The sequence below is a fragment of the Micromonospora sp. NPDC049240 genome, assembly GCF_040647835.1.
Lineage (GTDB): Bacteria > Actinomycetota > Actinomycetes > Mycobacteriales > Micromonosporaceae > Micromonospora.
Window position 1 is genome coordinate 291,078 of record NZ_JBEZCX010000001.1, and the last position, 26,983, is coordinate 318,060.

Here is a 26,983-nt window from a genome sequence, read left to right on the forward strand (position 1 = left end):
CAGGGTAGTGCGACCCACCGACTCCGCCGGCACGCCACGGTCAGGGCAGGCGGCCCTGCTCGACCAGCCGGGCGAACCTCTTCAGCGCCTGGGTCAGGCCGAACTTCGAGCCGGGCCAGAGCACCGGCCAGGCCACCCGGCCCGCCGCCCCGCCCGGCAGGTGGAACCACTCGTGCCAGACCACCTGGGTGCGCTCCCGGTCCATCGGGGTGCACCGCAGCACGCCCGGGCCGCGCAGCAGCTTGCCGCAGTGCACCACGCCGACCTCGTACGGCGCGTCGACGCGCACCACCCGCATCTCGTCGCGGAGCACGGCCGGGCCGACCGCGGTGACCGCCTCGACCAGGCTGCCCTCGCCGCCGTCGCCCTCGACCACCCGGACCCTGGTGAACGGGATCCAGTCCGACTGCCGTTCCCACGCGGTCAGCGCCGCGAAGACGCGCTCCGCCGGCGCGTCGACGATCACCGTGGCGGTGACCTCGGCGGCACCCGGCTGGGCCGCCTCGGCGAAGCCTGCGGAACCCTCCGCGCCGGTCACGCCGGCTCCGAGCGGGCCACCGGCCCGCGGGCCCGGTCGTCCACCTCGCTGTCGTCCGCGCTCGCGCCGGCCGGCCCGGCGGTGATCCCACCGGCCGGGGACGTGGTGTCCTCGACCGCGGCGGCGGCCGGCGCCTCCGCCACGCCCGCCTCGGCCGGCGGAGCGGTCTGCGGCTCAGGCGTCGACAGGTCGATGGTCACCGGACCGGCGCCCGACGGGTCGAGGGCCGACTCGTCGCCGCCCGTCCCGGCCCCGGCAACGACGGCCTCCTCGCGCGCCCGACGCAACGCGTCGGCCTCTTCGGTCCGCCCCTCCCGCAGTGCGGTGTTCTCGGCCTCCAGCACGCCGATCAGCTCGGACTTGTAGCCGATGTCGTAGGCGGCCCGCCGGAGCGCCACGTCGACCTGGGCCATCCGGTAACCGCGCAGCGCGGTGTCGAACCGGACCCCGGTCACGTCCGACTCGTCGAGCGGGCGGCCGCCCGGCAGCGGCACGGCCCGGCCGTCCGGCTCGGCCGGCACCAGCCCCGGATCCCGCCCGGAGACGAGCACCGTCACTCCGAACACCACTGCCGCGACGGTCAGCGCGACGACCAAGAGGAGCAGAACCTCACCCATGGAGAGATCGTGGCATGCGGGCCGGGATCGGGCGAGCCCTCCACGGCCTCCGGTCGGCAAAACCCGCGCTCCCGGCGTGGTGGAGGTTCGTTCCCGACCGCCGCCCGTCTTCCACATTCCAGGAAACGCGAAGATCTTGGTACGTAAGTGCCCCGGAAGGGGCCGTTACGTACCAAGATCTCGGGGCGGTGGCGGGTGGCACCGCGGGGACATGCGAGGGTGCGACGGTTGGCACCGGGACGAGGAGGCGGGGATGACCGGGATGTTGCGGCTCGGTGGACGGGCCTTCGCCCCGGGTGAGCTGGTGGTGATGGCGATCGTGAACCGCACCCCGGACTCGTTCTTCGACCGGGGCGCCACGTTCGCCCGGGACAGCGCGCTGCGGGCGGTCGAGCGGGCGGTGACCGAGGGCGCGGAGATCATCGACATCGGCGGGGTGAAGGCCGGGCCCGGCGACGAGGTGGACGTGGCCGAGGAGATCCGCCGCACGGTGGACACCATCGCCGCGGTCCGGGCCGCCTTTCCCGACGTGGTCGTCTCGATCGACACCTGGCGGGCGGAGGTGGCGGTGGAGGCGGTCGCGGCCGGCGCGGACCTGCTCAACGACACCTGGTCGGGGGCGGACCCGGCGCTGGCCCGGGTCGCCGCGGCGACCGGCGCCGGGCTGGTCTGCTCGCACGCCGGTGGGCTGGCCCCGCGTACCCGGCCGCACCGGGCGGCTTTCGACGACGTGGTGACCGACGTGCTCGACACCGTCACCGGGCTGGCGGAACGCGCGGTCGGGCTGGGGGTACGCCGGGACGGCATCCTGATCGACCCGGCGCACGACTTCGGCAAGAACACCCGGCACTCGCTGGAGATCACCCGGCGGCTGGCCGAGCTGACCGACACCGGTTGGCCGCTGCTGGTGGCGCTGTCGAACAAGGACTTCATCGGCGAGACGCTGGACCTGCCGGTGCCGGAACGGCTGGAGGGGACGCTCGCCGCCACCGCGGTCTCGGCCTGGCTCGGCGCCCGGGTGTTCCGCGCCCACCAGGTCCGCCCGACCCGTCGGGTGCTGGACATGGTGGCGTCGATCCGGGGGGACCGGCCGCCGGCGGCGACCCGGCGCGGGCTGGCCTAGGGGTCAGGTCCAGCGCAGCACGCCGCGCCGCCAGGCGTAGAGGATGCCGAGCGCCACGATCGCCACGAAGACGCCCATCTCCACCACCGTGGTCGCCCCGAAGCCGGGCCGGTCGAAGACCAGCGCCCACGGGAAGAGGAACACCGCCTCCACCGCGAACAGGACATAGAGGTACGCGTAGACGTAGTAGCGGATCTGCATCTGGGCCCAGTCGCCGCCGACCGGGTCGAGCCCGCACTCGTACGCGGCCCGTTTGCCCCATGGCTCCGCCGGTCGGGCCGGACGTAACATCCGGTTCGCCGAGAACGCCGTCAGGAAGAAGAGCACGGCGGCGAGCAGCAGTAGACCGAGCGTGGCGTACGAGCCAAGGTATCCGGTCACGACCCGGAGCGTACCGGTCCCGTCGAGACGTCTCGGACACGTTACGAATTCGTTTCCTGTCGGGACTAGTGCCGGAGGGCAACCGTCCCCGAATAATGAGACCTCGTTGACACGTCCCCGGAGGACAGATGACCCGCCCCCGCGTCCGGCCTGCCCACCGGGTCACGCCTCGCCGTACCCTCGCGCTGATCGCGCCCGCGCTGATCGCCGCGGCCGCGGCGGTCGCCGTGGTGGCGCCGGGATGGGCCGCAGTCACCCCCGCCGCCGCGGCCGGGGTGGTCCGGGTGGCCGACCCGGGCCCGCCGGGCGACCCGGGCGGCGACCCCGGCGACCCGACCGAGCCGACGCCGACCGGGGACGCGACCACCACCGCGCCGGCCCCGACCACGGCACCGCCGACGGAGGCACCCCCGCCGCCGACCACACCCCCGCCGCCGGTCACCACCGAGCCGGCCCCGCCGCCCACCACGGCGCCGGCCCCGCCCGCCACCACCGCGCCGGCCACCACCACCGCACCGGCCCCGCCGCCGGTCGGGCCGCCCGTCAAGCCCCCGCCGCCACCGCCCACCCAGGCCGCCGGCGGGCCGTTGGGGGTGCAGGTCAGCACCGGCGACCTGGCACTGACGCCGGACTACTGGAACGCCGACAGCACGGTGGCCACGCTGCGGGTGACGGTGACCAACACCGGTGGACGCGAGGAGCAGATCAGCCTCGGCTACTCGTTGCCGGCCGGGCTGGTCGACGGCGGCACGCCGGGTTGCGTCGACGCCGGGGGCGGCAACCACCGCTGCGGCGGGTGGACCGTCGCGCCCGACGCCCGGTTCAGCGCCACCATCCGGGTCCGGGTCGCCGGGGACGCCTGGCAGACCATGCCGCTGAGCGGATCGGTCCAGGTCACCGCCGTCGCGCCCGGCGTCGCCGGGGCGGCGTACGACGACGAGGGCTTCGCGGTGCTGTTCCCGCCCGGCCCGCCGGTGCCCGGCATCTCGCTCCGCGCCGACGAGGTCCTCTTCGACATCAGCGGCGCGCCGAGCACGCTCACCGTGCGGCTGGGCAACACCGGCGAGGTGGACGCCGCCGGCCGGGTGGAGGTGCTCCTCCCGGCCGGGGTGACGGTGAGCGACGCGGGGAACGCCTGCGCCCCGGTGGCCCCGGACCGGACCCGGTGCGAGCTGGGCACGCTGCCGGCCGGCCGGACCGCGACGCTGCGCCTGCCGGTGACCGCGTCGGCGGAGGCCCAGCGCATGGCCCCGCTCGCCGGCGCGGTGATCGGCCGGTTGGACCCGCGCAGCGGGCGGGACCGACAGGTGCAGATGAGCTTCCGGATCAGCGCGGCGGCGGCGCAGTCCACGCCGGTGGCCGGGGCGCCCGCGCCCACGGGTTCTCAGGGAGTGCTGACTGCGTCCGAGCGGTCCGATTCCGGCGACGGCCCGGCCCGCGGGCTCGCCATTGCCTTGATCATCATGTCGGCGCTGCTCGTCGTTTTCGCGTTGACGCTGGCCACGCGCTCGCTGCGACGCCGCAGCGACATCACCGCGCCGGAGCCGACCACGGAGCGGTGAGCCGCGCGGCGCGGTGATCTGGATTACGGTCGGCGGTACTAACCATCCCTAATCAGGGCATACAGCAGGCCGTTCGGGTCTCACCCGTCGGACCACCACCAAGGCGGCCCTAACCGTCCGACGTAGGCTCTGACGGTGAGAAACGGAGCGGGCCGCGTCGACGAGGGCGACGGCGCTCAGCGAAGCGAGGTGCGGGCGTGACCAAGCAGATCCGTCAACTGGACCGGGTGGTCATCCGGTTCGCCGGCGACTCCGGCGACGGCATGCAGCTCACCGGCGACCGGTTCACCTCGGAGACGGCACAGTTGGGCAACGACATCTCCACGTTGCCCAACTTCCCGGCCGAGATCCGGGCGCCCGCCGGCACGCTGCCGGGCGTGTCGAGCTTCCAGGTGCACTTCGCCGACTACGACATCCTGACCCCCGGCGACGCGCCGAACGTGCTGGTGGCGATGAACCCGGCCGCGCTCAAGGCCAACCTGGCCGACCTGCCGCGCGGGGCGGACATCATCGTCAACACCGACGAGTTCACCCGCCGCAACCTGGCCAAGGTGGGCTACGCGACCAACCCGCTGGACGACGACACGCTCGACGGCTACGCGGTGCACCCGGTCGCGCTCACCTCGATGACGATCGGCGCGCTGGCCGAGCTGACGGTGTCCAAGAAGGACGCCGAACGGGCCAAGAACATGTTCGCGCTCGGGCTGCTGAGCTGGATGTACTCCCGGCCGTACGAGTCGACGCTGCGGTTCCTGGAGCGCAAGTTCGCCCGCCGGCCGGAGCTGGTGGCGGCGAACGTGGCCGCGTTCCGGGCCGGCTGGAACTTCGGCGAGACCACCGAGGACTTCTCCGTCCGGTACGAGGTCAAGCCGGCGAAGATGCCGCCCGGCACGTACCGCAACATCACCGGCAACGCGGCGCTGTCGCTGGGCCTGGTGGCCGCCGGGGTGCGCTCCGGGCTGCCGGTGTTCCTCGGCGCGTACCCGATCACCCCGGCCTCGGACATCCTGCACGAGCTGAGCAAGCACAAGAAGTTCGGCGTGGTCACCATGCAGGCCGAGGACGAGATCGCCGCGGTCGGCGCGGCGCTGGGCGCGTCGTACGGCGGCTCGCTCGGCATCACCACCACAAGCGGGCCGGGCGTGGCGCTGAAGAGCGAGACGATCTCCCTGGCGGTGGCGCTGGAGCTGCCGCTGGTCATCGTCGACGTGCAGCGGGCGGGGCCGTCCACCGGCATGCCCACCAAGACCGAGCAGGCCGACCTGAACATGGCCCTGTACGGCCGGCACGGTGAGGCGCCGGTCGCGGTGATCGCGCCGAAGTCGCCGTCGGACTGCTTCCATGCCGCGCTGGAGGCGGCGCGGATCGCGCTGACCTACCGCACCCCGGTCATCCTGCTCTCCGACAACTACGTGGCCAACGGCTCCGAGCCGTGGCTGCTGCCGGACGTGGAGTCCCTGCCCGACCTGCGGGTGGAGTTCGCCACCCGGCCCAACGGCGAGGACGGCACCACGTTCCTGCCCTACCTGCGTGACCCGCAGACGCTGGCCCGCCCGTGGGCGGTGCCCGGCACGCCGGGGCTGGAGCACCGGATCGGCGGCCTGGAGAAGGCCGACAAGACCGGCGACATCTCGTACGACCCGACGAACCACGACTTCATGGTGCGGACCCGGGCGGCCCGGATCGAGACCATCCCGGTGCCGGACGTGGAGGTCGAGGACCCGGACGGCGACGCCCGGGTGCTGGTGCTGGGCTGGGGCTCGACGTACGGCCCGATCGGCGCGGCCTGCCGGGGGCTGCGCCAGCGCGGGCTGCCGGTGGCCCAGGCGCACCTGCGGCACCTGGCTCCGATGCCGGCCAACCTCGGCGAGGTGCTGCGCTCCTACGACCGGGTGGTCGTTCCCGAGATGAACCTCGGCCAGCTCGCCCACGTGATCCGGGCGAAGTACCTGGTCGACGCGATCGGCTACAACCAGGTCCGCGGCCTGCCGTTCACCGCCGCGGAGCTGGAGACGATGCTGGAAGAGGTCCTGAAGAATGTCTGAGCCCGTCGCCCTGAAGCTCACCGCCAAGGACTTCAAGTCCGACCAGGAGGTGCGTTGGTGCCCCGGCTGCGGCGACTACGCCGTCCTGGCCGCGGTGCAGGGCTTCATGCCGGAGCTGAACATCCCCCGGGAGAACATCGTCTTCGTCTCGGGGATCGGCTGTTCGTCCCGCTTCCCGTACTACATGAACACGTACGGCATGCACTCGATCCACGGTCGCGCCCCGGCGATCGCCACCGGCCTGTCGGTGTCCCGGCCGGACCTGTCGGTCTGGGTCGTCACCGGTGACGGCGACGCGCTCTCCATCGGCGGAAACCACCTGATCCACGCGCTGCGCCGCAACGTCAACCTGAAGATCCTGCTGTTCAACAACCGGATCTACGGGCTGACCAAGGGCCAGTACTCGCCCACCTCCGAGGTCGGCAAGATCACCAAGTCGACGCCTGTCGGTTCCGCGGACGCCCCGTTCAATCCGCTGTCGCTGGCGCTCGGCGCCGAGGCCACGTTCGTGGCCCGGACGCTCGACTCGGACCGCAAGCACCTCCAGTCGGTGCTGCGGGCCGCCGCCGAGCACAAGGGCTCGGCGTTCGTGGAGATCTACCAGAACTGCAACATCTTCAACGACGGCGCGTTCGAGCCCTTGAAGGAGCCGACCACCCGGGACGACTACCTGATCCGGCTGGAGCACGGGCAGCCGATCACGTTCGGCACCGACGGGCAGTTCTGCGTCGTCCACCCGCCGGGCGGCTTCGGGCTGGAGGTGCGGGAGACCGCGGCCACCCCGGCGGAGCAGATCGTGGTGCACGACGTCACGGTCGCCGACCCGGCGTACGCGTTCGCGCTGTCCCGACTGCCCGGGCTGGATCTGCGCAACACGCCGCTCGGGGTGTTCCGGTCGGTGGACCGGCCCTCCTACGACAGCGTGGTGCAGGAGCAGGTCGCATCCGCGCGGGCGAGCGTCGACCAGACCCCGGAGCAGCAGCTCTCGGCGTTGCTCGGCAGCGGTGACACCTGGACGATCATGTAGCTCCGCCCTGATCCGCGCATTCGAAAGGGCGGGCCGTCCCCGGGGGGACGGCCCGCCCTTTCGCGGTTCCCGGATCGGTCAGACGGCCGCCGGCACCCACAGCCCGTCGATCGCCCGCTCGGCGGCGGCGAGGCTCGCCTCGTGCAGCGGGACCAGCTCGGCCATCGCCGGGTTGACCGGGGCCAGGGTCAGCTCGGCCGAGATGAACCGCGGCTCCAGGCCGGTGCGCGACAGTCCGTGCGGCAGCCAGGGCTCGGCGTGGTCCCAGCCGGCGCGCGGGGTGCCCGCGCCGTAGCCGCCGCCCCGGGTGCCGAGCACGATGAACTCACGACCGCCGAGCAGCCCGGCGCCGGTGGCCGGGTCGAGCGCGAGACCGGGCGCGATCAGGTGGTCGACCCAGGCCTTCACGCTGCTGGGCGGGCCGAAGTTGTAGAGCGGCAGGCCGAGCAGGATCGTGTCGGCGCGCAGGACCTCGCCCACCAGGTCCTCGGTCACCCGCCAGGACGCGCGCTGCTCGGGCGTGTGCTGGTCGGGCGGCACCGCCCGCGCGAGACCGCCGGCGGTGTCCAGGTGCGGCACCGGGTCCTGACCGAGGTCCCGGTAGGTGACCGTGCCGCCGGGGTGGGCGGCACGCCAGGCGTCGGCCGCGCGGGCGGTGAGGCGACGGCTGACCGACCGCTCACCGTTGATGCTCGAGTCGATGTGCAACAGGTGGGCCATCGTTTACTCCTCCATCGATCGTTCGTGTAGCACGAACCATTTATAGCAGGTCGATGTTCCTTGTTCGCCGTAGACTGGGTCACATGCCAGCCGAGCCCGCCGACGAGCGCCGCTCCGGGCCGCTGCTCCAGCACCTGGCCCGGCGGATGCGGCTGCGCTCGGAATCGGTGCTGACCCCGCTCGGCCTGCGCGTCCGGCACCTGGTCGCGCTCACCGTGCTGCGTGACTCGGGCGACATCAGCCAGCAGGGGCTGGCCGGCACGCTCCAGATCGACGGCACCAACGTGGTCGGGTTGCTCAACGACCTGGAGTCGGCGGGCCTGGTCGAGCGCCGTCGCTCCCCGACCGACCGCCGGCGGCACGTCGTCAGCCTCACCGGGGCGGGCACCACCCGGATCCGCGAGGCCGAGTGCGCGCTCGCCGACGCGGAGGACGAGGTGCTCGGCGCGCTGGCGCCCGACGAGCGGGAACTGCTCTACGACCTGCTCCGGCGGGCCAGCCAGGGCTGCGCCCCGACCTGCACCGAAGCGGTCACGGAGAGCCCGGACGCCTGCTGACCGGGCCGGCGCCGGTCACGCCGGGACGGTCGACGGCGCTCAGGCCGTGGTGGTCGCCTGCGGGCGGTCGTCGCGGACGTGAACCAGCATGTCGCCGGTCTCGATCACCGCACCGGCCCGGTCGTTCAGCGCGACCACCTTGCCGCGCCGGACCAGTGCGATGACAAGCGACTCCAGCTCACGCGGCGAGCGGCCCACCTCACTGCGCTCGGCCGAGCGCATCGCCAACGCCATGCCCTGACCGGGGGTGAGCAGGTCCTCCACCACGTCGATCAGGGGCGGGGCCGAGGTGGAGAGGCCGAGCAGCCGACCGGCGGTGGCCGACGAGACGATCACGTGGTGCGCGCCGCTCTGCTTGAGCAGCGGCGCGTTCTCCGCCTCCCGGACCGCCGCGATGATCCGCACCTGACCGGCGGTGAGCTGCCGGACGGTCAACGCCACCAGCACCGAGGCGTCGTCGCTGTCGGTCGCGATGATGACCGCCTTGGCGGTGCGGATGTGCGCCTCCTCCAGCACCGACGAGCGGGTCGCCGAGCCCTCGATCGTCACCAGCCCGTTCGAGGTGGCCTGGCGCAGCGCCGGCCCGCTTCGCTCGACCACCACGATCTTGGACTTGTCCGCCCCGTTCTCCAGCAGCGCGGAGACCGCGCTGCGGCCCTTGGTGCCGTAGCCGCAGATGATGACGTGGTCCTTCACGGATCTCCTCCACCGCGACAGGCGACGGCCGGTCCGGTACTGCTCGGTCAGGACTTCCAGGGTGGTGCCGACCAGGATGATCAGGAAGAGCACCCGGGCGGGGGTGATGAACAGGACGTTGATCAGGCGGGCCGACGGACTGGCCGGCGTGATGTCGCCGTACCCGGTGGTGGAGAGCGAGACCACCGTGTAGTAGAAGCAGTCGAGCAGCGTCAGGCCGTCCTCGTTGACGTCGCGGTAGCCGTCGCGGTCGAGCCAGACCACGAAGACGGTGGCGAAGACCAGGCCGAGGGCGGCGAGCAGGCGCAGGCTCAGCGCGCTCAGCGGCCCCCGCCGTTGCGCGGGAAAATGGATCACCGTCGGTCCCGCTCCGCCACCGTCGCCTGCACGCCCTCAAGATAGCGGGTACGCCGGGAGTCGGCCGGGCGGGCCGTGGGACCGGCCCCCGCACCGCAAGCGGTAAGGATCTCGTCACATCCGTCGACGCCCCAGGGGGTGAGACTCGACCCGACGGATGTGACGAGGGGAGTCGGATGCGTACAGGTGCGGCACTGACCACGCTGGCCGTGGTCGTCGGGATGGCTCTGGCCGGCCCCTCACCCGCGGTGGCGGGCACGCCGACGCCCGCCTCGGCGATGCCGACGGCGAAGCGCACCGCCGTCGTGCTGCCGTCGCTGACCGGCCGGGGCAGCACGGCGTACGACGTCAACCCGGCCGGGGTGGTGGTCGGGTCGGCGGAACTGGCCAGCGGCTACTGGCACGCGGTCCGCTGGTTGAACGGGCGGATCGAGGACCTGGGCACGCTCGGCGGGCCGAACAGTCAGGCCCAGGCGATCGACGAGCGGGGCCGCATCGTCGGCACCGCCCAGGCCGCGGACGGCAGCAGCCACGCCGTGGCCTGGGTCGACGGGAAGATCCAGGACCTCGGCCTCACCGGTGGCATCTTCTCCGTCGCGTACGACACCGCCGGGGACCGGGTGGTCGGCGTTTATCACGTCACCGACAGCTTCGCCGGGCGGCGGGCGTTCGTCCGCACCGGCAACACCGAGATCACCATCGACGCGCCGCCGGGTGCGAGCGCCGTCGCGGTCAACGAGGCGGGCACGGTCGCCGGCACCTACGGCTACCGGGACTGGACCGACCCGCCGTTCGTCAACCAGGCCTTCGTGTGGCGCAACGGGGTCGTCCGGCCGCTCGGCACCCTCGGCGGTCCCACCAGCGACGCGAGCGGCATCAACGATCTCGGTCAGGTGGTCGGCACCAGCCGGACCGCGGACGGCGCGTTCGCCGCGTTCTTCTGGGACGGTACGACGATGCGCCGGCTGTCCACCAGTTCGGCGTCCCCCACCGCGCAGGCCGTGAACGACTCGGGTCTGGTGGTCGGCACCGACGGCACCGGCGGCCGGGCGATGCTCTGGCCCACACCGACGGCGGGCTCCCAGCTGCTGCCACTGCCGGACGGGGCGGTGGGCAGCGTCGCGATCAACGTCAACGACGCCGGTCTGATCGTCGGCCAGGCGGACTTCCTCTCGCCGAGCTTCCACAGCCGAGCGGTCGTCTGGCGTTGACCGACCCCGGCCCGGTCGGCATTACGGGGGCCGACCGGGCCGGTCCACGCCGGCGGGACGGGGCATGATGGGTAGCGTCGGCGAACGGCGACCGCGAGGAGGCCGGCATGTCGTTGCTGCGACGGGTGATCGGCGGGGTGCTGCGGCGGATCCGCCTGCGTCAGGGCCGCACGTTGCGCGAGGTGGCGCAGGCGGCCGGCGTCTCCCTGCCCTACCTCTCCGAGGTCGAGCGCGGGCGTAAGGAGGCCTCCTCCGAGGTGCTGGCCGCGATCTGCCGGGCGCTCGGCATCCACCTCGCCGACCTGCTGGAGGAGGCGCGCGACGAGCTGCGCCGGGAGCGGCCCACGCCGGTCGGTCCCGGGGTGCCACTGGCCCGGCTCGACCGGGTGCCCGCGGCCCGCAGCGGCCCGCAGCTCCGGGTCGGCCCGCCCCGCCTGCACGCCACCCGACGCCCGGGCGGCCCGAACGCGCCGCATCCGGCCCGGCCGGTCACGCCGCCGCACACCGCGCACCCGGTCCGGTCGACCCCGCTGCTCGGCGGCGGGCTGCGCCCGATGGGCGTGTCCCCCACGCCGGTCGGCCCGCCGCTCGGCCACGCACCGGAGCTGTTCGGCACCGGCATCCGGATCTGGCTGATCCCGACGCCGGCCGCGCGCCCGCGCCCGCGTACCTCACCGGCGCTGGCCCGGCGCCGGGCCCGCGCGGCCCGACGGCGCCCGGTCGCGGCGTAGCGCCCACGGTCGGGGCCGACGAACGCCGACCGGGCGTGGCGCCGGTCGCCGCGACGGACGACCGGGGTGCGGCCCGCACCGACCGGCGGCGCCGACCCGGTTCTGCCGAGGGCGAGTCTGCCCGGGGCAGAAAGCCTGGGCCGCGCGGGTATGCCCGGCGGACGCTGGAGACCGCCGGCTCGCCGGGCGGTCCCCGCCCACCGGCGTCACGGAGGTGGGCAGTCATGAGTGGCATCTGGATGCGGGACGAGAGGCAGCCGGTCTTCGGCGACCGGGTCTTCGAGCGGCTGCTCAAGGAACGGATCATCTTCCTCGGCACCGAGGTCACCGACGACTCGGCCAACCAGATCTGCGCGCAGATCCTGCTGCTCGCGGCCGAGGACGCGGAGCGGGACATCTACCTCTACATCAACTCGCCGGGCGGCTCGGTCAGCGCCGGGATGGCCGTCTACGACACCATGCGGTGGGTGAAGAACGACGTGGCGACGCTGGCGCTCGGGATGGCCGGCTCGATGGGGCAGTTCCTGCTCTGCGCCGGCACGGCGGGCAAGCGGTTCGCGCTGCCGCACTCGCGGATCATGATGCACCAGCCCTCCGGCGGGTTCGGCGGCACGGTCGCCGACATCACCATCCAGGCCGAGAACATGCTGCACGTGAAGCACACCATGCAGGAGCTGATCGCCCGGCACAGCGGGCACACGCTGGAGGAGATCCAGCGCGACTGGGACCGGGACCGCTGGTTCACCGCCGAGGAGGCCCGCGAGTACGGGCTGGTCGACCAGGTCCTCTCCCGGGTCGACCAGCTCGCCGGCTGAGCCTCTGCTTTGAACTCGAAGTTTCCCGGTGATCGGCGGCCCACCCGGACCGCCCCGGCCGCGCGGACCGGGGCCGTCCGGGCCACCGCCGCCGGTCAGGGGTAGCTGACCACCGGGCTGGTGCCGTACGAGCCGACCACCGGGGTGCCGGCCTCGTTGATCGTGCGCTCGATCCCGCCGCTGCCGTTCAGGAACACGGTGATCGCGTCGTGGAACCGTACGCCGGCCCGGCGCGGCGCCTCGATCGCCCGGTCGCAGCGGATGTCCACGCCCTGGTTGAAGTACGCGTAGACGCCCAGCCCCCACGCCTCGTGCGTGCGGACGTGCGGGGCCACCCGGTAGGAGGCCCAGCCGTCGCCGGTCGGACTGCGCCAGGCCGCCTGGCTCGGCGGGTCGTAGGGCAGCTCGCTCTGGTAGAACACGGTCCGGCCGCGCTCGCCGTGCCAGCGGGTCTGCCAGCGCTGGTAGTGCTCGACGAAGAGCCCGTACGCGGTGACGTCGTCGCCGTTGACCACCACCCCGGTGGCGGCCGTGTTGACGTCCCAGCCGATGGTGCCCGGCTGGCCGTGGTCGCCCCGCCAGGCCCAGATGTTGTCGATCAGCGTGTGCCGGCTGTGCACCACCAGACTGGTCACCGCCCGGCCGGCGGACGGACCGCCGACGCGGAAGAAGACGTCCTGCAACGAGATCGGGTTGTCGGCGTGCGCCCGGTGGCTGTGCCGCCCACCGACCTCGACCAACACCTCCGACTCGACCGGCCCGGCGTCGACGAGCACCCCGGCGATCCGTACCCCGTCGACGTCCTCGATCCGCAGCGCCGCGTCGCCGGTGACCGGCGCGAGGCTGGGCATGCCGAGGCCGAGCACGACGGTGTTCGGCCGGCGGACCCGTAGCGCCCGGTCCAGGCGGTAGACGCCGGGGGTGAGCAGCAGGTGGCGGCCCCGGGCGAGTTCGGTGTTGATCCGCGTCGCGGTGTCGGTGGGCCGGGCGATGAAGAAGTCGGTGAGCGGCAGCGACGGCGTCGGCGCGCCGCCGGCGCCCCAGGTGGTGCCCGCGGTGTCGCGGCGCAGGCGGGGCACCGCCACCCGCCAGCAGCCGGCGCGGTCGACGAAGAGGTACGGCTTCTCCCGGATCACCGGGCTGGTCGGCAGCGTGGTGTACGGCGGGTCGGGGAAGCCCTGCGCGGGCGCGCCGACCACGCCGGAGAAGACCTGGTTCCACACGCCGTTGGTCCACTCGCCGCCGAGTTCGCTGTCCCGGGTGAGCCACTGCTGCTGGGAGCCGTTGATGGTGATGCCGTCCACCTTGGAGTCGGCGATGAAGCCGCCGCTGGAGTAGCCGCCGTTGCCGGGTTCCAGCCAGAGCACGCCCTTGACGTGCACCCGGCGCATCGGCGACGCCTGGGAGACGGCCCACTGGTTCGACCAGTCGGTCGGGGTGACGGCGAGGTTCTCCGCCGAGCGCCAGAAGTTGGTCAGCGCGGAGATGCCGGCGGGCGAGTTCGGGTCGGGCTGGCCGATCACCCGGACCGCGCCGTGGATCTCCACGTCGTCCGGGTGGGCGCCGAGCCCGGCCACGGTGGTGTAGTAGCCGAGTCGGGCGTCCACCTCGTAGCGGCCGGGCTTGAACAGCACGGCGTACCGGTCGGCGCCCATCTCGTTGTGCTCCTGGGCGGTGAAGATCCGGTCCAGGGTGGACTGGATCTCCTCGGTCGGGGTGCTCGGGTCGTAGACGAAGACGTTCGGGCCGAAATCGGGCTCGCGGGCGGGCCGCGCGGTCGGGGACGCGACGGCGGCACCGGCCGGGAGACCGAGGGCGGTGAGCGAGGCCGCCGAGGCGGTGAGCGCGAGGAAGCGGCGGCGGGAGGGGTCGGATGATCGCATCTGCCTGCCTGTTCGGTGGTGGAAGGAGAGCGGAGAGCGCTCTCTCGCCGTTCCTACCGCATCCCCGTCGATCCCACCAGAGCCCGCCGGTTCCGGAACCGGGAAGCATCGCGGCGCGGCGGTGGTTGACCCAAGAAGTTGAACTCGCAACCACAGGGAGCGCGCATGTCCATCGCCGTCACCGGGGCCACCGGCCAGCTCGGCCGCCTCATCGTCACCGCGCTGCTCGACCGCGGCGTACCGGCCGGGGAGATCGTGGCGATCGGCCGCGACCGCGAACGGCTGGCCGACCTCGCCGGCCAAGGCGTCGTCACCCGCCCGGCCGACTACGACGACCCCGACTCGCTCCGGGCCGCCCTCGCCGGAGCCGAGAAGCTGATGTTCGTCTCCGGCAGTGAGGTCGGTCGACGTCGACCCCAGCACGCCAACGTGGTCACCGCCGCCCGGGAGGCCGGCGTCGGGCTGGTCGTCTACACCAGCATCGCCCACGCCGACACCGCCGAGATGCGGCTGGCCGGCGAGCACCGGGACACCGAACGGCTCATCCGCGACTCCGGGCTGCCGTACGTCTTCCTGCGCAACAGCTGGTACCTGGAGAACTACACCGACCAGCTCGACGCGTACCGGGAGCACGGGGTGGCGGGCGCGGCGGGCGACGGGCGGGTCAGCGCCGCCACCCGCGCGGACTACGCCGAGGCCGCCGCCGTGGTGCTCACCTCCGAAGGTCACGACCAGCAGGTGTACGAGCTGGGCGGCGCGCCGTTCACGCTCACCGACCTCGCCGCCGAGGTGGCCCGGCAGACCGGTGCGCCGGTCGGCTACACCGACCTGCCGGCGGACCGCTACACCGAGGTGCTGGTCGCCGCCGGCCTGCCCGAGGGGTACGCGGCCGTGCTCGCCGACAGCGACCTCGGTCTCGCCCGGGGCGAACTGGAGGTCGGCGACGATCTCGCCAAGCTGCTCGGCCGCGCCCCGACCACGCTGGCCGAGGTGATCCGCGCCGCACGCTGACGACGCCGCCGCGCCCGGCCGCCCGAACGGCGGTCAGGCGCGGTCGGCGCGCTGCTTCACGAGGTCGTCGACGAGCGTCTCGACGTAGTCCGCGGTCTCCTCCCACCGGGTCACCGCGACGCTGCGGATGCCCATGGCCTTGACCGGGTAGTCGTTGCCGCCCACGTCCAGCCGATCCCCCACGAACAGCACGTTGTCGATCTTCAGATCGAGGTGCTCCAGCAGCTTCCGCATGCCGTACGCCTTGTCCACGCCCTGGCGCGTCACGTCGATCGAGGTCGAGCCGCCGCTCCGGACCTCCAGGTCGGGCAGCTTCGCGGCGACCGCGTCGCGCAGCCGCTTCTTCTTGCTGCCGTCCGGGTCCCAGCCGTACTTCTCCGCCGGCGGAGCGGACTGCCCGAGCGCGGAGAACGTGATCTGGCTGCCCCGGTCCTCGACGATGTCGCCCCACGTCTTCGTCTCCCACAGCCCGAGCGCCTGCGCCGACTCGGTGAGCGCGGCGATCACCCGGGCCTTGTCCGCCTCGCTCAGATCCTCCGCGTAGACCAGCCGCCAGTCGCCGGACGACCAGCGGTAGTAGCGGGTGCCGCAGGTCGGCATCAGGTGCAGCCGGTCGCGCTGCTCCTCGGTGAGATCGAGGTGGGCCAGCACCTGCGACTGGAACTGCTCGAACCGGCCACCGGAGATGATCAGGACGTCCACCTCGGTGAGCAGGTGACCGAGCAGGCCCGCCATCCGACGATCGATCTGGGACTTGGAAATCGCCAGGGTGTCGTCGAGGTCGAACGCCACCACTCGAAGATCGTTCACGAATACCTCATGTGTCGTCGCGGGCTGGTCGGGACTAGCAGGGTACCGATGCGGCCTGACGCGTTCCTGAGCGCCCGGGGGCTCCACCCATTGACGGAGAGTAACAAGCAGGCCGCGTACGACGACCGGAAAGCGCTGGACACGCGGCGTCCTCGACGTCGATGGTGAGCCGATGCGCCAGGACGAGATCTGGGACGGCGAGGCCGCCCGACGCTACGACACGCCGGGCGCCGGGATGTTCGCGCCAGAGGTGCTCGGCCCCACCGTCGACCGGCTCGCCGCGCTCGCCGGGACCGGACGGGCCCTGGAGTTCGCCATCGGCACCGGCCGGGTGGCGGTGCCACTCGCCGCGCGCGGCGTACCGGTCAGCGGGATCGAACTCTCCGTACCCATGGTGGAGCAGTTGCGGACGAAGGTCGACGCCGCCACGGTCCCGGTGGTGGTCGGCGACATGGCCGGCGCGACCGTGACGGGCGAGTTCAGCCTGGTCTACCTGGTCTACAACACCATCGCCAACCTGCTCGACCAGGACCAGCAGGTCGCCTGCTTCCGCAACGCGGCGCGGCACCTCGGGCCGGGCGGCCGGTTCGTGATCGAGCTGTGGGTGCCGGAGCTGCGCAAGCTGCCCCCGGGCCAGCAGGCGACCGTGTGGCACACCGAGGCCGGCTACATCGGCCTGGACACCTACGACGTGCTGCGCCAGCGGGTCGTGTCGCACCACTTCCACTTCGGCGACGGCCGCGAGGCACGGGTCTTCCGCACCCCGCACCGCTACATCTGGCCGTCCGAACTGGACCTGATGGGCCAGTTGGCCGGCTTCACGCTGGAGAGCCGGCACGCCGACTGGTCCGGCGCGGAGTTCACCGAGGAGTCCCGCTCCCACGTGTCGGTCTACCGGCTGGCCTGAGCGCTCCCCGATGACGAAGGCGCTCGTCACCGGCACGTCCGGCCGATCACGTCACCCGGCGACTGGCACCGATCCACACCCTCGGCTACGATCAGCAATCGACACGTCACTATAGGTTGATCACCCCGGGTTGGTCCGTGGGGTGACCCGATCCGCTTCGGGGGTTGACCAATGCCGGACGTCGCCGAGGTCACCGCGCAGCCGTACCCGTTCAGCCCTCCCGACCGGCTCCACCTCGACCCGCGCTACGCCGAGCTGCGGCGCACCGAGCCGCTCATCCGGGTGCGGCTGCCGTTCGGCGAGGAGGCATGGCTCGCCACCCGGCACACCGACGTACGGACCGTCCTCGGTGACGCGAGGTTCAGCCGGGCCGCCAGCGTCGGCCGGGACGAGCCGCGGCTCACCCCGAGGCAGATCGAGGGCGGCATCCTGTCGATGGATCCGCCGGAGCACACCCGGCTGCGGCGGCTGGTCGCCAAGGCGTTCACCGCCCGCCGGGTCGAGCAGCTCCGGCCCCGCACCCGGCAGATCGCCGACGAACTCATCGATGCCATGGTGGTGGGCGGGCCGCCGGCCGACCTGGTGGAGCACTTCGCCACCCCGCTGCCCATCCAGGTGATCTGCGAGCTGCTCGGGGTGCCGTTCGCCGACCGACACCTGTTCCACGTCTGGTCGGAGGCGATCGTCTCGACCACCTCGCTGCCGCCCGAGCGGATCCAGGAATACCTCGACAATTTGTACGCGTACATCGGCGAGCTGGTCCAGCAGCGACGCCGGGCGCCCACCGACGACCTGATCTGCGCGATGGTGCGGGCGCGCGACGAGGACCAGGACCGGTTCACCGAACAGGAGATCGTGCAGCTCGCCGCCGGGCTGCTCGCCGCCGGCCACGAGACCACCGTCACCCAACTGCCGAACTTCGCGTACGTCCTGCTCACCCACCCGGAGCAGATGGCCTGGCTGCGGGCCGACCCCGCCCGGGTGCCGACCGCGATCGAGGAGCTGATGCGGTACGTCCCGCTCGGGGTGGCATCCTCATTCGCCCGGTACGCCACCGAGGACATCGAGGTCGGTGGAGTGCTGGTGCGGGCCGGGGAACCAGTGATCGGCTCGATCTCGTCGGCGAACCGCGACGAGACCGTCTTCGCCGACCCCGATCGCCTCGATCTCGGTCGGGAGACCAATCCGCACATCGGTTTCGGGCACGGCGTGCACCACTGCCTGGGGGCCCAGCTCGCCCGGATGGAGCTACAGGTCGGGATCGGCACGCTCGTCGCCCGGCTGCCCGAGCTGCGGATCGCCGTCCCCGAGCCGGAACTCACCTGGAAGAGCGGCATGATCGTCCGAGGTCTGGCCCGGATGCCGGTGGCCTGGTGAGCGCCGGCTGGCGGATCGCCGTCGACGCACGGCGCTGCATCGGATCGGGTGGCTGCGTCGGCATGGCGCCGGCCCACTTCCGGCTGGAGTCCGGGTCGGCCACCCCGATCGCGGCAACCGTCGAACCGGACGAGACGGTGATCGACGCCGCCGAGTCGTGCCCGGTCGAAGCGATCACGGTACGCGGCGACGACGGTGAGCTGGTCGCTCCCGCCTGACGCGACGACGCCTGGCGTCGACGCACAGGAATCGTCCCCGCGCGGCGTGGAGTCACTGGGGGTTCGGGGCGTAATGCAGATTCAGATAGACGAAGAGCAAGGCCCTGGTCAGCTCTTTGCTGGTCAGGGCCTCGTACTGGTGCCCCCGGCAGGATTCGAACCTGCGACACACGGTTTAGGAAACCGATGCTCTATCCCCTGAGCTACGAGGGCGCGAGGGCCCAGTCTAGCGACCTGGGGGTTCACCTGGGGTGGCAGGGAGTGGCCCACGTTCACCCACGTTCCCCGGACCCCTGTTCGCCCAGCCCAGGACCACAGCCGGAGCACACGAACACCGGGTTGCGACCGGCGGCCGGCCACGGTGACCCGCGTTGGCACCGGTTCACCCGGGTTGGCATCCGCTGGAGAGCACACACCGCGCACATCATCGAAGATCATGTGCGGCTGCCCCGCTCCCCCGGCTGGGCGCCGCCTCCTACGGGGGATTCCGGCCAGGTCGCGATCAGCCGCGCGGTGCTGGTCGTCGTTGTCGCGGGTCAGGTCCGTCGGGTCGAGAGAGGCGACATCGACGTCGTGCACGGACGGCGGGTCGAAGTCGCGTCGTTCGACAGCGGGTCACCCGCGCTCGGCTGGCTCATGGGGTGATGAGGTCGTCTATGCCGTAGTGGCTCCACCAGGTGGGCCGGTGTCTGCGGAGTGTGCCCCCGACGCGGGTCAGCAGGAGCCAGTTGCCGTTCTGGACCAGCGCCGCGTCCTCCTGCCGGGCGGCCAACACACGGGCCACGGCCCTCATCATGTTCGGGATGCCCTTGTCGACCAGGTCGTCTGCCCGCATGGAGAGTCGATGTCGACGTACGTCTCCGGCTCCCACTCCCAGCGGGCACCGTCGTCAGCCTCGGCATCGAAATAACCCTGGCTCCCTGAGGAGACGGTCAGCGCGTACCCGCGGGTGTCGTAGAGACGGGAACTGAACAGCCGCGGGTTGGTGCCGCTCGGCCTCGGCCCCTCCGCGACGTCCGCTGCCACGAGATTAGCCAAGTTGTCCAAGGGAATGTCGCCCACCAGGGTCAACCTGAACTCAATAGCCATCTCAACGACCCTCCACCGCCTCGACCAACGGTCTGCACTATCGCGCTAACTCACCGTAACCGAACTGGATTCCTCCGCAGCTAGGCGCAAGGCTGCTGCTGACGACGCCTCGCACGGTGGCGAGCCAGAACACGCACTCGCCGCCCCGATTCATAGGCGCGTCGTACCAGCCGTCGGTGTTGTGCTTGTGAAGGGTGCACGCGACGCGGGTCAGCATCAGCACGTCGCCGTTGAGGTCAGGACCTCGTCCTCGGCCCCGCTAGCGAGGATCCTGGCCACAGCCGCCAGCATGTGAGGTTCACCCGTGGCGGCCAGGGTGTCCTTGCGCATGTAGAAACCTGACGTCGACGTAGGTTTCCGGCTCTGACGTTCGGGTCGGCGCTGAGCATCCTGCCCCCGGACACCGTGGACGTCTCGACCGCTTCGGGAACGGCCAACTCCGCCACCTGCTCCAGTGGATGTCACCCGCCATCGTCAGCCGGTAATCGACAGCCATCTGCGCCCCTTCATCAGGCTCGCCTGGTCAGTCGAACAACCGGCCCACAAGCGCGCCCTGGCCGGACTGTAGGACGTGCGCGGCCCGTAACGGTATCCAGAAGCACTCGAACCGGTTGGGCTCCTGCTCGCCGTCGTGGTCTTCCTGGCTCGCCCACCGCTCGGGCGTCGCCCCGTGCAGCGCCAGCTCGAAGACGTGGCGACGTTGGATCTCGAAGCGGAGCGGGCTGATGTCGTACTCGATCTCCCCCAGCTTGCGCACGACGGCGAACCCCGTCAGTCCGGTCTCTTCGCGGGCCTCACGCACCGCCGCGCCCGCCGGGTCCTCACCCGGGCGGACGCTGCCGCCGGGCACCTGGATGCCTACCTCCTCGTAGCTGAAGTCGGTGTGTCGGAAGACGAGCAAACGCCCTTCCCGTACGACGTAGCAGAGAGCCTTGTTGGTAATGACTTTCTCGGGCATGGTGCCTTCCCCGCTCGTTCGTGAGGTGCCTATCTGGGGTGCGGCAGGTGCGAATCGGGCAGGCCGGAGATGGCTTCCTGGGCCGCTCGGGCGAGGGTGGTCTGGGCGGTGGAGGGTAGTCCGAGCCTGCTCCAGTGGAAGATCACGTGCAATGCGATTACTGCTGCCCGCAGGCCCACGGGTGGGGGCGCGCTTCCCGTTGGCGGTATAGGGCTGTGCCAGCGTTCTGAAGTGCGGTGTGCCGGTCGCCGGTCGTGCGAGGTACGCCGAGCAGCAGGCGCCCGCCGGCCTTCGACGCCTACGCCACCACGTACCAGGCTGACGACGTCACCGCCGCCACCTACGAGCAGGCCCCGGTCGAAGGGACCTCACCACGCACACCGCCGACCAGCCGTGGTGGTTGGCCTACCTCGACACCGGTGCCCACGACGTTGTCTTCCCCCACGCCCCGAGGGTGTTCCTCTACTGGAACTGGCCGTACGTTGCCGGTCCAGGCTGGCCCCGAGAAAGCCCTCACCTGGCGCACCGACGGGCACATCCGCCACCCTCACGCCGCTCTCCCCGACCCGTTCTTCCCGCCGACCGGTCATGGCTTGTTGGGAGCGGGCCCCGTGAGTCGGCTCCGGGGACGATCATTCAGCTCGTGCGACTGTTTCACCGGGCCGTGCCGCTCAGCAACGCGGGCTCGGGATGCAATGGTCACCGGGTGACGTTAGGTAAGGCCTCGCTCGCCAGCGCCAATTTGCGCGCGACCTGCGAGTCGGTCGCCCCGCCATCGGGAAGGATGGGCCGTGAAGCGTGGCTCGAGTCTGGGAGATGCGATCTTGAACCTGTCGTGCGTGTTCTGCTCAGTGACGGCTGGCGTGACTGATCCCGGCGTCTGCCTTGCCGTCAACAACGAGTTCGTTGTCTTTCCAGCACTCCACCAGCGGCCGAATAACCGAGGTCACATGCTGCTCGTTTCGACCGGTCACTTTGGCGGCATCGCTGACGTGCCTCCCGAGAAGGCGGTCCCCATGCTGGCGGCGCTCCAGGTCACGACCCAGGCGGTGAAGGCGGCGTTCGGCGCGAGCGGGACAACGGTGCGGCTTAACCTCGGGCCTCCCGCTCAAGACATCTTCCACCTGCACTGGCACATCGTTCCGCGGTACGTCGGCGACGACTTCAACAGTGCCAAGTCCACCGAGGTGCCTCTGAACGAACGTTTGCAGCTCACGGCGAAGCTCAGCCAGCACCTCGCGAGACGGGCTTCGGCCCGAGTCCGTAAGTGATCGGTCGCCGGCGCCACCTCGGTGTGCCCTGCCCGGCCCTCCCGACGAGCATGCACGCGCCGACGATGTAGGGGCATGTCAAGAGGATCGATCGCATCCGCCCGATCGACCCCCCCGCCCCAAGCGTCATGTGATCTTGGGGCGCGCCAGTGTGGTACTGGAAGCCGCCGGTGCTGTACTGTCCGAGGGGCTTATGCACGTGCGCATGGAGTCGCTGACATATGGGAACTCGCGGGTCGCCTCAACGCTACCGAGTGGGCGCTGAGCTGCGTCGGATACGCGAGAACCTCGGACTGTCCGGCGAGCGTGTCGCAGACTCGCTCGAGTGGTCGCAGTCAAAGGTCTCCCGGATCGAGACCGGGACGACGGCTTTCACTGTTCGCGATGTCGGCAGGCTGCTTAGTTTCTATGAGGTCGACCCTGACATCCGCGCCGAGTTGCTGGCAGCGACTGCGGAGGAGAACGGCGAGGGGTCCTGGATCACCAGCGCTGGCGGCTGGGGGCGGCGACAGGGTGCGATCGCGGCGCTGGAGTCAACGACGCGGGAGATCAGGCAGTATCAGCCGGTCGTGGTGCCGGGCCTGCTGCAGACACGAGCCTACGCGCATGCAATGGCAGTGGCCGTCGGGGCTGGGAGCCCGGACTACATCGCTGACGTGCGCATGGCGCGACAGCAGACGCTGGAGGGGCCTGACGCGCCTCGCTTCGTGGTCGTGGTGGACGCTCGGGCTCTGCTGCTCCGAGCATTCCCGGTCGAGGTGACCCGAGGTCAGATCCGGCATCTGACGGGCCTGGTGGGTCATCCCAACATCGAGCTCGGGGTCGTTCCGATCGCCGCGCAGCACACCGTTGTGGCAGCCCAGGGCTTTACGATCTTCGACTTCCGTACCGGTCTCAGCCCTCGCACGGTATGGATCGAGTCACCTGGGGGTGACTGCTACTTCACTGAGGAGGGTGCTGTCGCCCGCTTCGAGAAGGCGTTCACAGGACTGAAGTCCGTTGCCCTGCATGACAATGATGCCGTTGAATACCTCAATGTACTCGACGGTGAGGTCGAGCGCTTCGACGCCCTCGTTTCCGGAGTGGGAGGCAGTTGATGACATCTGCGGGTTTCGCAGGGGTGAGGTGGCGCAAGAGCAGCGTGAGCGGCGACACGGGCTGTGTGGAGTTCGCGGTCGTCGAGAAAGAGGTGGGAGTGCGGGACTCGAAGCTGTCTGACGACAGCCCTGTCCTAATCTTCACGCGGCACGAGTGGATGGCGTTCTTGCAGGGTGTGAACAACGGTGAACTCGGCCTTCCCTCAGCCTGAGAGCGCACAGCCAGCATCTTCGGACCGGTCGGCGGCTGCTGCCGCCGACCGGCGGCGTCAGGTCCGTCCTTTGCTGGCTGCGGTGGCTGTCTCCGTCGCTGGCGACGGAGTGTTCATCGCCGCCGCGCCGCTGCTGGCTTCGACGCTCACACCCGATCCGTTGGCGATCTCCGCGGTCAGCGCGGCTTTCTACTTGCCGTGGCTGGCACTGGGCCTGCCCGCTGGAGCGCTCGCCGACAGATGGCCACGCCGCAGGGTGCTTATGATCGCCGACTTGGTGCGCGCGGCGCTGATCGGGCTATTGGTCGCGGCGCTGGCTCTTGGCTGGGGAAGCATGCCGCTGCTGATCGCGGTCGTCTTCGCCGTGGGTGTCGCTCAGTGCTTCTTCGATGCCGCGTCGCAGGCCGTGATCCCGATGATCGTCGGCCGGGACGGGGACGATCTGAGCAAGGTTAACGGTCGGTACTGGGCGCTGGACACCACCGGGAGGTCTCTGGTGGGCCCGCCTCTCGGCTCGTTGACTTTCTCGCTGGGGCGGGCCCTGCCGTTCGCCATCGACGCAGTCTCGTTCCTGGCTTCGGCGGCGCTGGTGCGGATGCTGCCCGATCTACGGTCGGAGCAGCCGACCCGTCAGCCCTTGTGGGCATCGATCCGTCAAGGCATGCACCACCTGATTAGAACGCCGGACCTTCGCGTTCTCGCGGTCGCGATGGGCGTGTTCAACTTCGGCTACTTCATGGTGATGGGGACGTTCGTGCTCTATGCCCAGCGGACGCTCCACATTCCGAATGCGGCATATGGGGCGCTGCTGGCTGCGATGGCGGTGGGTGGCATCGTCTCCGCGACCAACGCACGTCGCCTGATCGCGGGTACGACGTACCGCAAGGTGCAGGCTGTCGCGATGGCTGTCCAGGCGGCGGTGTGGCTGGTGGCGGTGCTGGTGGCCAACGTCTGGGTGACAGCCGCACTGTTCGTGGTCTACGGCGCGGCGGCGAGCCTCGCGTCGGTCGCTGTTGGTTCGGCTCGGCAGGCGCTGTCACCGGACGGCTTGATCGGCCGGGTCGTCGCGGCCTTCCGGATTTTGGGTCTGGGCGGGTCGGGCCTCGGGGCGCTGGTCGGGGGCGCGGTGGCGAAGTTGTACGGGCTGGGAGCGCCCTTCGCCGTCTCCGCTGTGGTGCTGGCCGTTGCCGCGTGGTTTACCTGGCCGAGCAAGCGGCGGCCGAGTCAGGCGAGCGATCACGATGAGGCGCGGTCGAGCGCCCTCACGTGAGCGTTGTGCCGCAGTCCGCGTTGAGCAGCCTGAGACCGTCAGCTATCTCGGACAGCCGTGGGTCATCGCCATAAAAGATGCCGTGCAGCGAGCCGATGCGGCGGCAAACCTCGGAATACGAGGCCGTCCCCTGCCGTCGGATCATCGGGATGACCGTGCTGGACATGAAGAGGACCGCGCGCTGGAAGCTGACATACGCACGCGGGACGTCGAAGGCTTTCAGCTGCGACTCGACCTCGCTGAGAAGTTCCTCGCACGCGGAGTTCAAGTCGATGCCGCCGGCACGGGGTTGCTGTAGGCCGATGTACCGCAGGCTGTTCAACACCTTCTCGCGCAGCCGTGACGCGCCCACGGTGGCCAGGGCGGCAACGCGGAGATCCTTGCCGAGTGGTGAGGACAGCAGCGCGGCGCGGACGAGGCACGGCTCGACGCCGGCCGGCGCGTCGGCGAGTGAGGCACCGTTGTAGCGGGAGAGCTTACGTCCTGCTGTGTCCAGCAGCGTCCCGTGCTGAACGATCATTGCTGGCAGCGCATCGGGGTGGTTGGCGGCCAAGAGCGTCAGCAGCCACTTGCGCTGGATGTCGAATCCGGCTGCGGCCACGATCGGACCGTCCAAGCCGAGACGGCGCAACAGGCTCGGCCCGAGAGCACCGACCAGCCGCGGATCGAGGACCTCACCGTCATGCAGCGGCGAGGCGACGCCAAGGCTCCGCCGAGGGTGACCGACGCGGATCAGCGGATGGACGTTTGTGAGGCTTCGCAGACGGCGGATGCCGTAGTCGGGCACCCATTCGACGGCGGCGGCGCGACGGAACACCTCATCAAGGTTGATGGGGAGGAACCAGTCCCACGTGGTTCGCAGACGCAGCGGATCACCGCAAGTGAAACAGTGCTCGGCACCGGCGTTCGGCGGAAGGGCGATCCGGCAGACCAGGCACCACTTCTCCTCGGCGGGGAGGTAGCGGAGGACGTCGCTGTCGGCGAGCTCGGCGATGACGGCCCGGACATGCGCTCGCACGGACACGTCGTCGTCCCGCAGCGCAGTCTGGCGTGACACCGCAATGCCGAAGCCCTCCAACGTGGCGACGGCGCTGCTGACAGCCAGCCCGCAATAGCGGGCGAACCCTTCCGGATCGTGGCCGAACTTCGGTTCCAGGCGGCGGCTCGACATGTTCCACGACTGAGGTAGGTGGGAATCGCCGCCGAAGTGCAGGGCAGTTCGGCGGGCGGCGTCGAGCAGCACCCACGTATAGATGCCGCCAAGGTGCGGCGCGCCGGGCGGTGACGGCGGCGCCAGCAGGACAGTGCTCGGCTCTCGGCCACCCCACGCGATCATCGCAGCACCCGCGCTTCGCCGCCCCGCAGATGGCGGGGCAGCCGCCGCCGCTTGGCGCGGGCGAATTGCTCCATGAATTCGGCGAGCTGGCCGACCGTGTCCAGGGAGATCGCGTTGAACAGCGAAGCGCGTAGGTGTCCGACCTTGCGGTATCCCCACAGTCCGACGAGCCCCTGCCGTGCGGCCTCGGTCTGAAACTCAGCCTCCAGTTCTGCGGTCGGCAGCGCGAATGTGACATTGACCCTTGACCGGTTGTCGCGGTCGACAAGGCCCGTGTAGAAGTCGCTGTCGTCGATCGTGCGATAGAGCAGCTGGGACTTGGCGGTGCTGAGGGTCTCCATGGCCGCGACTCCACCTTGCCGGCTGGTCCAGTTGGCCATGAGGTTCAGGACGAATATCGCGGTGACCGGCGGGGTGTTGAACCGCGAGCCCGCCTGTGCGTGGGTGAAGTAGCTGAGGAAGGGCGGGAGCTGGCGCACTGGTTCGAGAAGGTCGGCTCGGACCACGACGAATGCGACCCCAGCAGTGCCGAGGTTCTTGTGCGAGGTGGCGTAGATCAAGCCGTGCCGGGCGATGTCGAACGAGCGGGTGAGCAGGTCGCTGGACGCGTCACAGGCGAGCCACGTGCCCGGCGGTGCGCTGGGCGGCTGCTTGAACTGCGTGCCCATCTCGGTGTTGTTCGACGTGTAGTGCACGTACCGAGCGGTCGGCGTGAGCGACGTTTCGTCTGGCGAGGGCAGGCGCAGGTAGCAGTCTGCGTGCGTGGAGGCGGCGATGTTGACGTAGCCGTAGACCGCTGCCTCGGCGGCTGCCGCTGCCGCAAAGTGTCCCGTGACCAGATAGTCCGCGACGGCGTCAGGGCCGAGGTGGTTGGCGGGCAGCATCATGAACTGGAACCGGGCGCCCCCGTGTAAAAGCAACAGCTCGTACCCGGCCGGGATGCCGATGAGCGCGCGCAGACGCTCGACCGTGGTGTTGTAGAGCTGCTCGAACTGTCCGCTGCGGTGGCCGAGTTCGAGGATGCCGAGTCCGGTGTCGGCGTAGTGCGCGATGCTTGCCTGGTATTCGGTCAGCACCTCGTCGGGGAGCATGGACGGCCCCGGGGCGAAGCTGCGGACTCGTGTGGGCATGGCGGCTCCTCCGTAGCTGACGTGCACGGGTCCG

At 71.0% G+C, this 26,983-nt stretch carries 26 protein-coding genes, 1 tRNA gene and 2 pseudogenes; 16 read left to right on the forward strand and 13 right to left on the reverse strand.

The genetic code is table 11. The annotated features are described in order from the left end of the window. Window positions 1-40: 40 nt before the first annotated feature. Window positions 41-538, reverse strand: a complete 498-nt coding sequence (locus AB0B02_RS01415) for an SRPBCC family protein (RefSeq protein ID WP_281943153.1) — start codon at window positions 536-538, stop codon at window positions 41-43. Beyond that, the gene (locus tag AB0B02_RS01420) at window positions 535-1,155 is read right to left on the reverse strand and encodes a DivIVA domain-containing protein (RefSeq protein WP_281943155.1); all 621 of its coding nucleotides are present in this window, start codon (window positions 1,153-1,155) and stop codon (window positions 535-537) included. Before AB0B02_RS01420 ends, AB0B02_RS01415 begins: the two co-directional genes overlap by 4 nt. 253 nt (window positions 1,156-1,408) lie before the next feature. Between AB0B02_RS01420 and folP the strand changes: the two genes are divergently transcribed. Continuing rightward, complete coding sequence (gene folP, locus AB0B02_RS01425; protein WP_281943157.1) at window positions 1,409-2,278, forward strand: dihydropteroate synthase; 870 nt, start codon at window positions 1,409-1,411, stop codon at window positions 2,276-2,278. 3 nt (window positions 2,279-2,281) lie between these two features. Here the strand turns inward: folP and AB0B02_RS01430 are convergent, their stop codons facing one another. Next, window positions 2,282-2,659 carry an NADH-quinone oxidoreductase subunit A gene (locus tag AB0B02_RS01430; RefSeq protein ID WP_281943159.1) on the reverse strand — a complete coding sequence of 126 codons (378 nt, stop codon included), beginning with the start codon at window positions 2,657-2,659 and terminating at the stop codon, window positions 2,282-2,284. A 128-nt stretch (window positions 2,660-2,787) separates the two neighbouring features. On the opposite strand from AB0B02_RS01430, the gene AB0B02_RS01435 reads away from it, so the two are divergent. From AB0B02_RS01435 to AB0B02_RS01445, 3 genes are all read left to right on the forward strand, one after another. Then, the gene (locus AB0B02_RS01435) at window positions 2,788-4,221 is read left to right on the forward strand and encodes a hypothetical protein (RefSeq protein WP_357293144.1); all 1,434 of its coding nucleotides are present in this window, start codon (window positions 2,788-2,790) and stop codon (window positions 4,219-4,221) included. 197 nt (window positions 4,222-4,418) lie between these two features. Further along, window positions 4,419-6,266 (forward strand): 2-oxoacid:acceptor oxidoreductase subunit alpha, encoded by a 1,848-nt coding sequence (locus AB0B02_RS01440; protein ID WP_281943163.1) that lies wholly within the window; start codon window positions 4,419-4,421, stop codon window positions 6,264-6,266. Next, on the forward strand, window positions 6,259-7,293 hold the full coding sequence (locus AB0B02_RS01445) for a 2-oxoacid:ferredoxin oxidoreductase subunit beta (protein WP_281943165.1): 1,035 nt from the start codon (window positions 6,259-6,261) through the stop codon (window positions 7,291-7,293). The genes AB0B02_RS01440 and AB0B02_RS01445 overlap by 8 nt, the downstream gene beginning before the upstream one ends. Before the next feature lie 78 nt (window positions 7,294-7,371). On the opposite strand, the gene AB0B02_RS01450 is transcribed toward AB0B02_RS01445, so the two are convergent. Next, a complete protein-coding gene (locus AB0B02_RS01450; protein WP_357293165.1) occupies window positions 7,372-8,013 on the reverse strand; it encodes an NAD(P)H-dependent oxidoreductase in 642 nt (213 codons plus the stop codon). An 83-nt stretch (window positions 8,014-8,096) separates the two neighbouring features. Between AB0B02_RS01450 and AB0B02_RS01455 the strand changes: the two genes are divergently transcribed. After that, on the forward strand, window positions 8,097-8,570 hold the full coding sequence (locus AB0B02_RS01455; protein ID WP_281943169.1) for a MarR family winged helix-turn-helix transcriptional regulator: 474 nt from the start codon (window positions 8,097-8,099) through the stop codon (window positions 8,568-8,570). Between the two features lie 39 nt (window positions 8,571-8,609). Here AB0B02_RS01455 and AB0B02_RS01460 read toward each other — a convergent pair whose 3' ends face one another. Beyond that, window positions 8,610-9,623, reverse strand: a complete 1,014-nt coding sequence (locus AB0B02_RS01460; RefSeq protein ID WP_107154879.1) for a potassium channel family protein — start codon at window positions 9,621-9,623, stop codon at window positions 8,610-8,612. Window positions 9,624-9,799: 176 nt separating this feature from the next. On the opposite strand from AB0B02_RS01460, the gene AB0B02_RS01465 reads away from it, so the two are divergent. The 3 genes from AB0B02_RS01465 to AB0B02_RS01475 all read left to right on the forward strand — a co-directional run bounded on the left by AB0B02_RS01465 (window position 9,800) and on the right by AB0B02_RS01475 (window position 12,380). Beyond that, entirely contained in the window at window positions 9,800-10,834 is a 1,035-nt protein-coding gene (locus AB0B02_RS01465; RefSeq protein ID WP_357293197.1) for a hypothetical protein, read from the forward strand. A 107-nt stretch (window positions 10,835-10,941) separates the two neighbouring features. Continuing rightward, complete coding sequence (locus tag AB0B02_RS01470) at window positions 10,942-11,565, forward strand: helix-turn-helix transcriptional regulator (RefSeq protein ID WP_357293210.1); 624 nt, start codon at window positions 10,942-10,944, stop codon at window positions 11,563-11,565. 224 nt (window positions 11,566-11,789) lie between these two features. Then, on the forward strand, window positions 11,790-12,380 hold the full coding sequence (locus AB0B02_RS01475) for an ATP-dependent Clp protease proteolytic subunit (RefSeq protein ID WP_281943175.1): 591 nt from the start codon (window positions 11,790-11,792) through the stop codon (window positions 12,378-12,380). A 95-nt stretch (window positions 12,381-12,475) separates the two neighbouring features. Here AB0B02_RS01475 and AB0B02_RS01480 read toward each other — a convergent pair whose 3' ends face one another. Beyond that, window positions 12,476-14,263, reverse strand: a complete 1,788-nt coding sequence (locus AB0B02_RS01480; RefSeq protein ID WP_281943176.1) for an adenylyl cyclase — start codon at window positions 14,261-14,263, stop codon at window positions 12,476-12,478. Between the two features lie 165 nt (window positions 14,264-14,428). On the opposite strand from AB0B02_RS01480, the gene AB0B02_RS01485 reads away from it, so the two are divergent. Beyond that, complete coding sequence (locus AB0B02_RS01485; protein WP_281943177.1) at window positions 14,429-15,274, forward strand: SDR family oxidoreductase; 846 nt, start codon at window positions 14,429-14,431, stop codon at window positions 15,272-15,274. Window positions 15,275-15,307: 33 nt separating this feature from the next. Here the strand turns inward: AB0B02_RS01485 and AB0B02_RS01490 are convergent, their stop codons facing one another. After that, entirely contained in the window at window positions 15,308-16,084 is a 777-nt protein-coding gene (locus AB0B02_RS01490; protein WP_281943180.1) for an HAD-IIB family hydrolase, read from the reverse strand. Between the two features lie 172 nt (window positions 16,085-16,256). Between AB0B02_RS01490 and AB0B02_RS01495 the strand changes: the two genes are divergently transcribed. The 3 genes from AB0B02_RS01495 to AB0B02_RS01505 all read left to right on the forward strand — a co-directional run bounded on the left by AB0B02_RS01495 (window position 16,257) and on the right by AB0B02_RS01505 (window position 18,586). Next, window positions 16,257-16,991, forward strand: coding sequence for a class I SAM-dependent methyltransferase (locus AB0B02_RS01495; RefSeq protein ID WP_357293266.1), 735 nt, complete (start codon window positions 16,257-16,259; stop codon window positions 16,989-16,991). A gap of 171 nt (window positions 16,992-17,162) precedes the next feature. Continuing rightward, window positions 17,163-18,368, forward strand: a complete 1,206-nt coding sequence (locus AB0B02_RS01500; RefSeq protein ID WP_357293299.1) for a cytochrome P450 — start codon at window positions 17,163-17,165, stop codon at window positions 18,366-18,368. Then, window positions 18,365-18,586 (forward strand): ferredoxin, encoded by a 222-nt coding sequence (locus AB0B02_RS01505; RefSeq protein WP_357293309.1) that lies wholly within the window; start codon window positions 18,365-18,367, stop codon window positions 18,584-18,586. Before AB0B02_RS01500 ends, AB0B02_RS01505 begins: the two co-directional genes overlap by 4 nt. Before the next feature lie 137 nt (window positions 18,587-18,723). Here the strand turns inward: AB0B02_RS01505 and AB0B02_RS01510 are convergent. From AB0B02_RS01510 to AB0B02_RS01525, 4 genes and pseudogenes are all read right to left on the reverse strand, one after another. Further along, a tRNA-Arg gene (locus AB0B02_RS01510) sits at window positions 18,724-18,799 on the reverse strand. A 421-nt stretch (window positions 18,800-19,220) separates the two neighbouring features. Further along, window positions 19,221-19,675, reverse strand: a pseudogene (locus AB0B02_RS01515) (SitI3 family protein). 523 nt (window positions 19,676-20,198) lie between these two features. Then, on the reverse strand, window positions 20,199-20,633 hold the full coding sequence (locus tag AB0B02_RS01520; RefSeq protein ID WP_357293315.1) for an NUDIX domain-containing protein: 435 nt from the start codon (window positions 20,631-20,633) through the stop codon (window positions 20,199-20,201). Between the two features lie 29 nt (window positions 20,634-20,662). Then, window positions 20,663-20,809, reverse strand: a pseudogene (locus tag AB0B02_RS01525) (bacteriocin biosynthesis protein); the annotation flags it as partial. A gap of 615 nt (window positions 20,810-21,424) precedes the next feature. On the opposite strand from AB0B02_RS01525, the gene AB0B02_RS01530 reads away from it, so the two are divergent. The 4 genes from AB0B02_RS01530 to AB0B02_RS01545 all read left to right on the forward strand — a co-directional run bounded on the left by AB0B02_RS01530 (window position 21,425) and on the right by AB0B02_RS01545 (window position 24,483). Continuing rightward, window positions 21,425-21,904 (forward strand): HIT domain-containing protein, encoded by a 480-nt coding sequence (locus AB0B02_RS01530; RefSeq protein WP_357293324.1) that lies wholly within the window; start codon window positions 21,425-21,427, stop codon window positions 21,902-21,904. A gap of 254 nt (window positions 21,905-22,158) precedes the next feature. Then, on the forward strand, window positions 22,159-23,001 hold the full coding sequence (locus tag AB0B02_RS01535) for a helix-turn-helix transcriptional regulator (protein WP_357293337.1): 843 nt from the start codon (window positions 22,159-22,161) through the stop codon (window positions 22,999-23,001). Beyond that, window positions 23,001-23,213, forward strand: a complete 213-nt coding sequence (locus AB0B02_RS01540) for a DUF397 domain-containing protein (RefSeq protein ID WP_357293345.1) — start codon at window positions 23,001-23,003, stop codon at window positions 23,211-23,213. The genes AB0B02_RS01535 and AB0B02_RS01540 overlap by 1 nt, the downstream gene beginning before the upstream one ends. A gap of 82 nt (window positions 23,214-23,295) precedes the next feature. After that, window positions 23,296-24,483: an MFS transporter gene (locus AB0B02_RS01545; RefSeq protein ID WP_357293352.1), complete on the forward strand. Its 1,188-nt coding sequence runs from the start codon at window positions 23,296-23,298 to the stop codon at window positions 24,481-24,483. Here the strand turns inward: AB0B02_RS01545 and AB0B02_RS01550 are convergent. Together AB0B02_RS01550 and serC are read right to left on the reverse strand one after the other, a co-directional pair. Next, complete coding sequence (locus AB0B02_RS01550) at window positions 24,476-25,819, reverse strand: hypothetical protein (RefSeq protein ID WP_357293357.1); 1,344 nt, start codon at window positions 25,817-25,819, stop codon at window positions 24,476-24,478. The genes AB0B02_RS01545 and AB0B02_RS01550 overlap by 8 nt on opposite strands. Beyond that, complete coding sequence (gene serC, locus AB0B02_RS01555) at window positions 25,816-26,949, reverse strand: 3-phosphoserine/phosphohydroxythreonine transaminase (RefSeq protein WP_357293371.1); 1,134 nt, start codon at window positions 26,947-26,949, stop codon at window positions 25,816-25,818. The genes AB0B02_RS01550 and serC overlap by 4 nt, the downstream gene beginning before the upstream one ends. Window positions 26,950-26,983 lie beyond the last annotated feature (34 nt).

Bases quoted from the DNA above. Each gene is read 5' to 3' on its own strand.
- AB0B02_RS01420 (WP_281943155.1), bottom strand. From the start codon at position 1,155: ATGGGTGAGGTTCTGCTCCTCTTGGTCGTCGCGCTGACCGTCGCGGCA.
- folP (WP_281943157.1), top strand. From the start codon at position 1,409: ATGACCGGGATGTTGCGGCTCGGTGGACGGGCCTTCGCCCCGGGTGAG.
- AB0B02_RS01435 (WP_357293144.1), top strand. From the start codon at position 2,788: ATGACCCGCCCCCGCGTCCGGCCTGCCCACCGGGTCACGCCTCGCCGT.
- AB0B02_RS01445 (WP_281943165.1), top strand. From the start codon at position 6,259: ATGTCTGAGCCCGTCGCCCTGAAGCTCACCGCCAAGGACTTCAAGTCC.
- AB0B02_RS01450 (WP_357293165.1), bottom strand. From the start codon at position 8,013: ATGGCCCACCTGTTGCACATCGACTCGAGCATCAACGGTGAGCGGTCG.
- AB0B02_RS01455 (WP_281943169.1), top strand. From the start codon at position 8,097: ATGCCAGCCGAGCCCGCCGACGAGCGCCGCTCCGGGCCGCTGCTCCAG.
- AB0B02_RS01465 (WP_357293197.1), top strand. From the start codon at position 9,800: ATGCGTACAGGTGCGGCACTGACCACGCTGGCCGTGGTCGTCGGGATG.
- AB0B02_RS01470 (WP_357293210.1), top strand. From the start codon at position 10,942: ATGTCGTTGCTGCGACGGGTGATCGGCGGGGTGCTGCGGCGGATCCGC.
- AB0B02_RS01475 (WP_281943175.1), top strand. From the start codon at position 11,790: ATGAGTGGCATCTGGATGCGGGACGAGAGGCAGCCGGTCTTCGGCGAC.
- AB0B02_RS01480 (WP_281943176.1), bottom strand. From the start codon at position 14,263: ATGCGATCATCCGACCCCTCCCGCCGCCGCTTCCTCGCGCTCACCGCC.
- AB0B02_RS01485 (WP_281943177.1), top strand. From the start codon at position 14,429: ATGTCCATCGCCGTCACCGGGGCCACCGGCCAGCTCGGCCGCCTCATC.
- AB0B02_RS01495 (WP_357293266.1), top strand. From the start codon at position 16,257: ATGCGCCAGGACGAGATCTGGGACGGCGAGGCCGCCCGACGCTACGAC.
- AB0B02_RS01500 (WP_357293299.1), top strand. From the start codon at position 17,163: ATGCCGGACGTCGCCGAGGTCACCGCGCAGCCGTACCCGTTCAGCCCT.
- AB0B02_RS01520 (WP_357293315.1), bottom strand. From the start codon at position 20,633: ATGCCCGAGAAAGTCATTACCAACAAGGCTCTCTGCTACGTCGTACGG.
- AB0B02_RS01540 (WP_357293345.1), top strand. From the start codon at position 23,001: ATGACATCTGCGGGTTTCGCAGGGGTGAGGTGGCGCAAGAGCAGCGTG.
- AB0B02_RS01550 (WP_357293357.1), bottom strand. From the start codon at position 25,819: ATGATCGCGTGGGGTGGCCGAGAGCCGAGCACTGTCCTGCTGGCGCCG.
- serC (WP_357293371.1), bottom strand. From the start codon at position 26,949: ATGCCCACACGAGTCCGCAGCTTCGCCCCGGGGCCGTCCATGCTCCCC.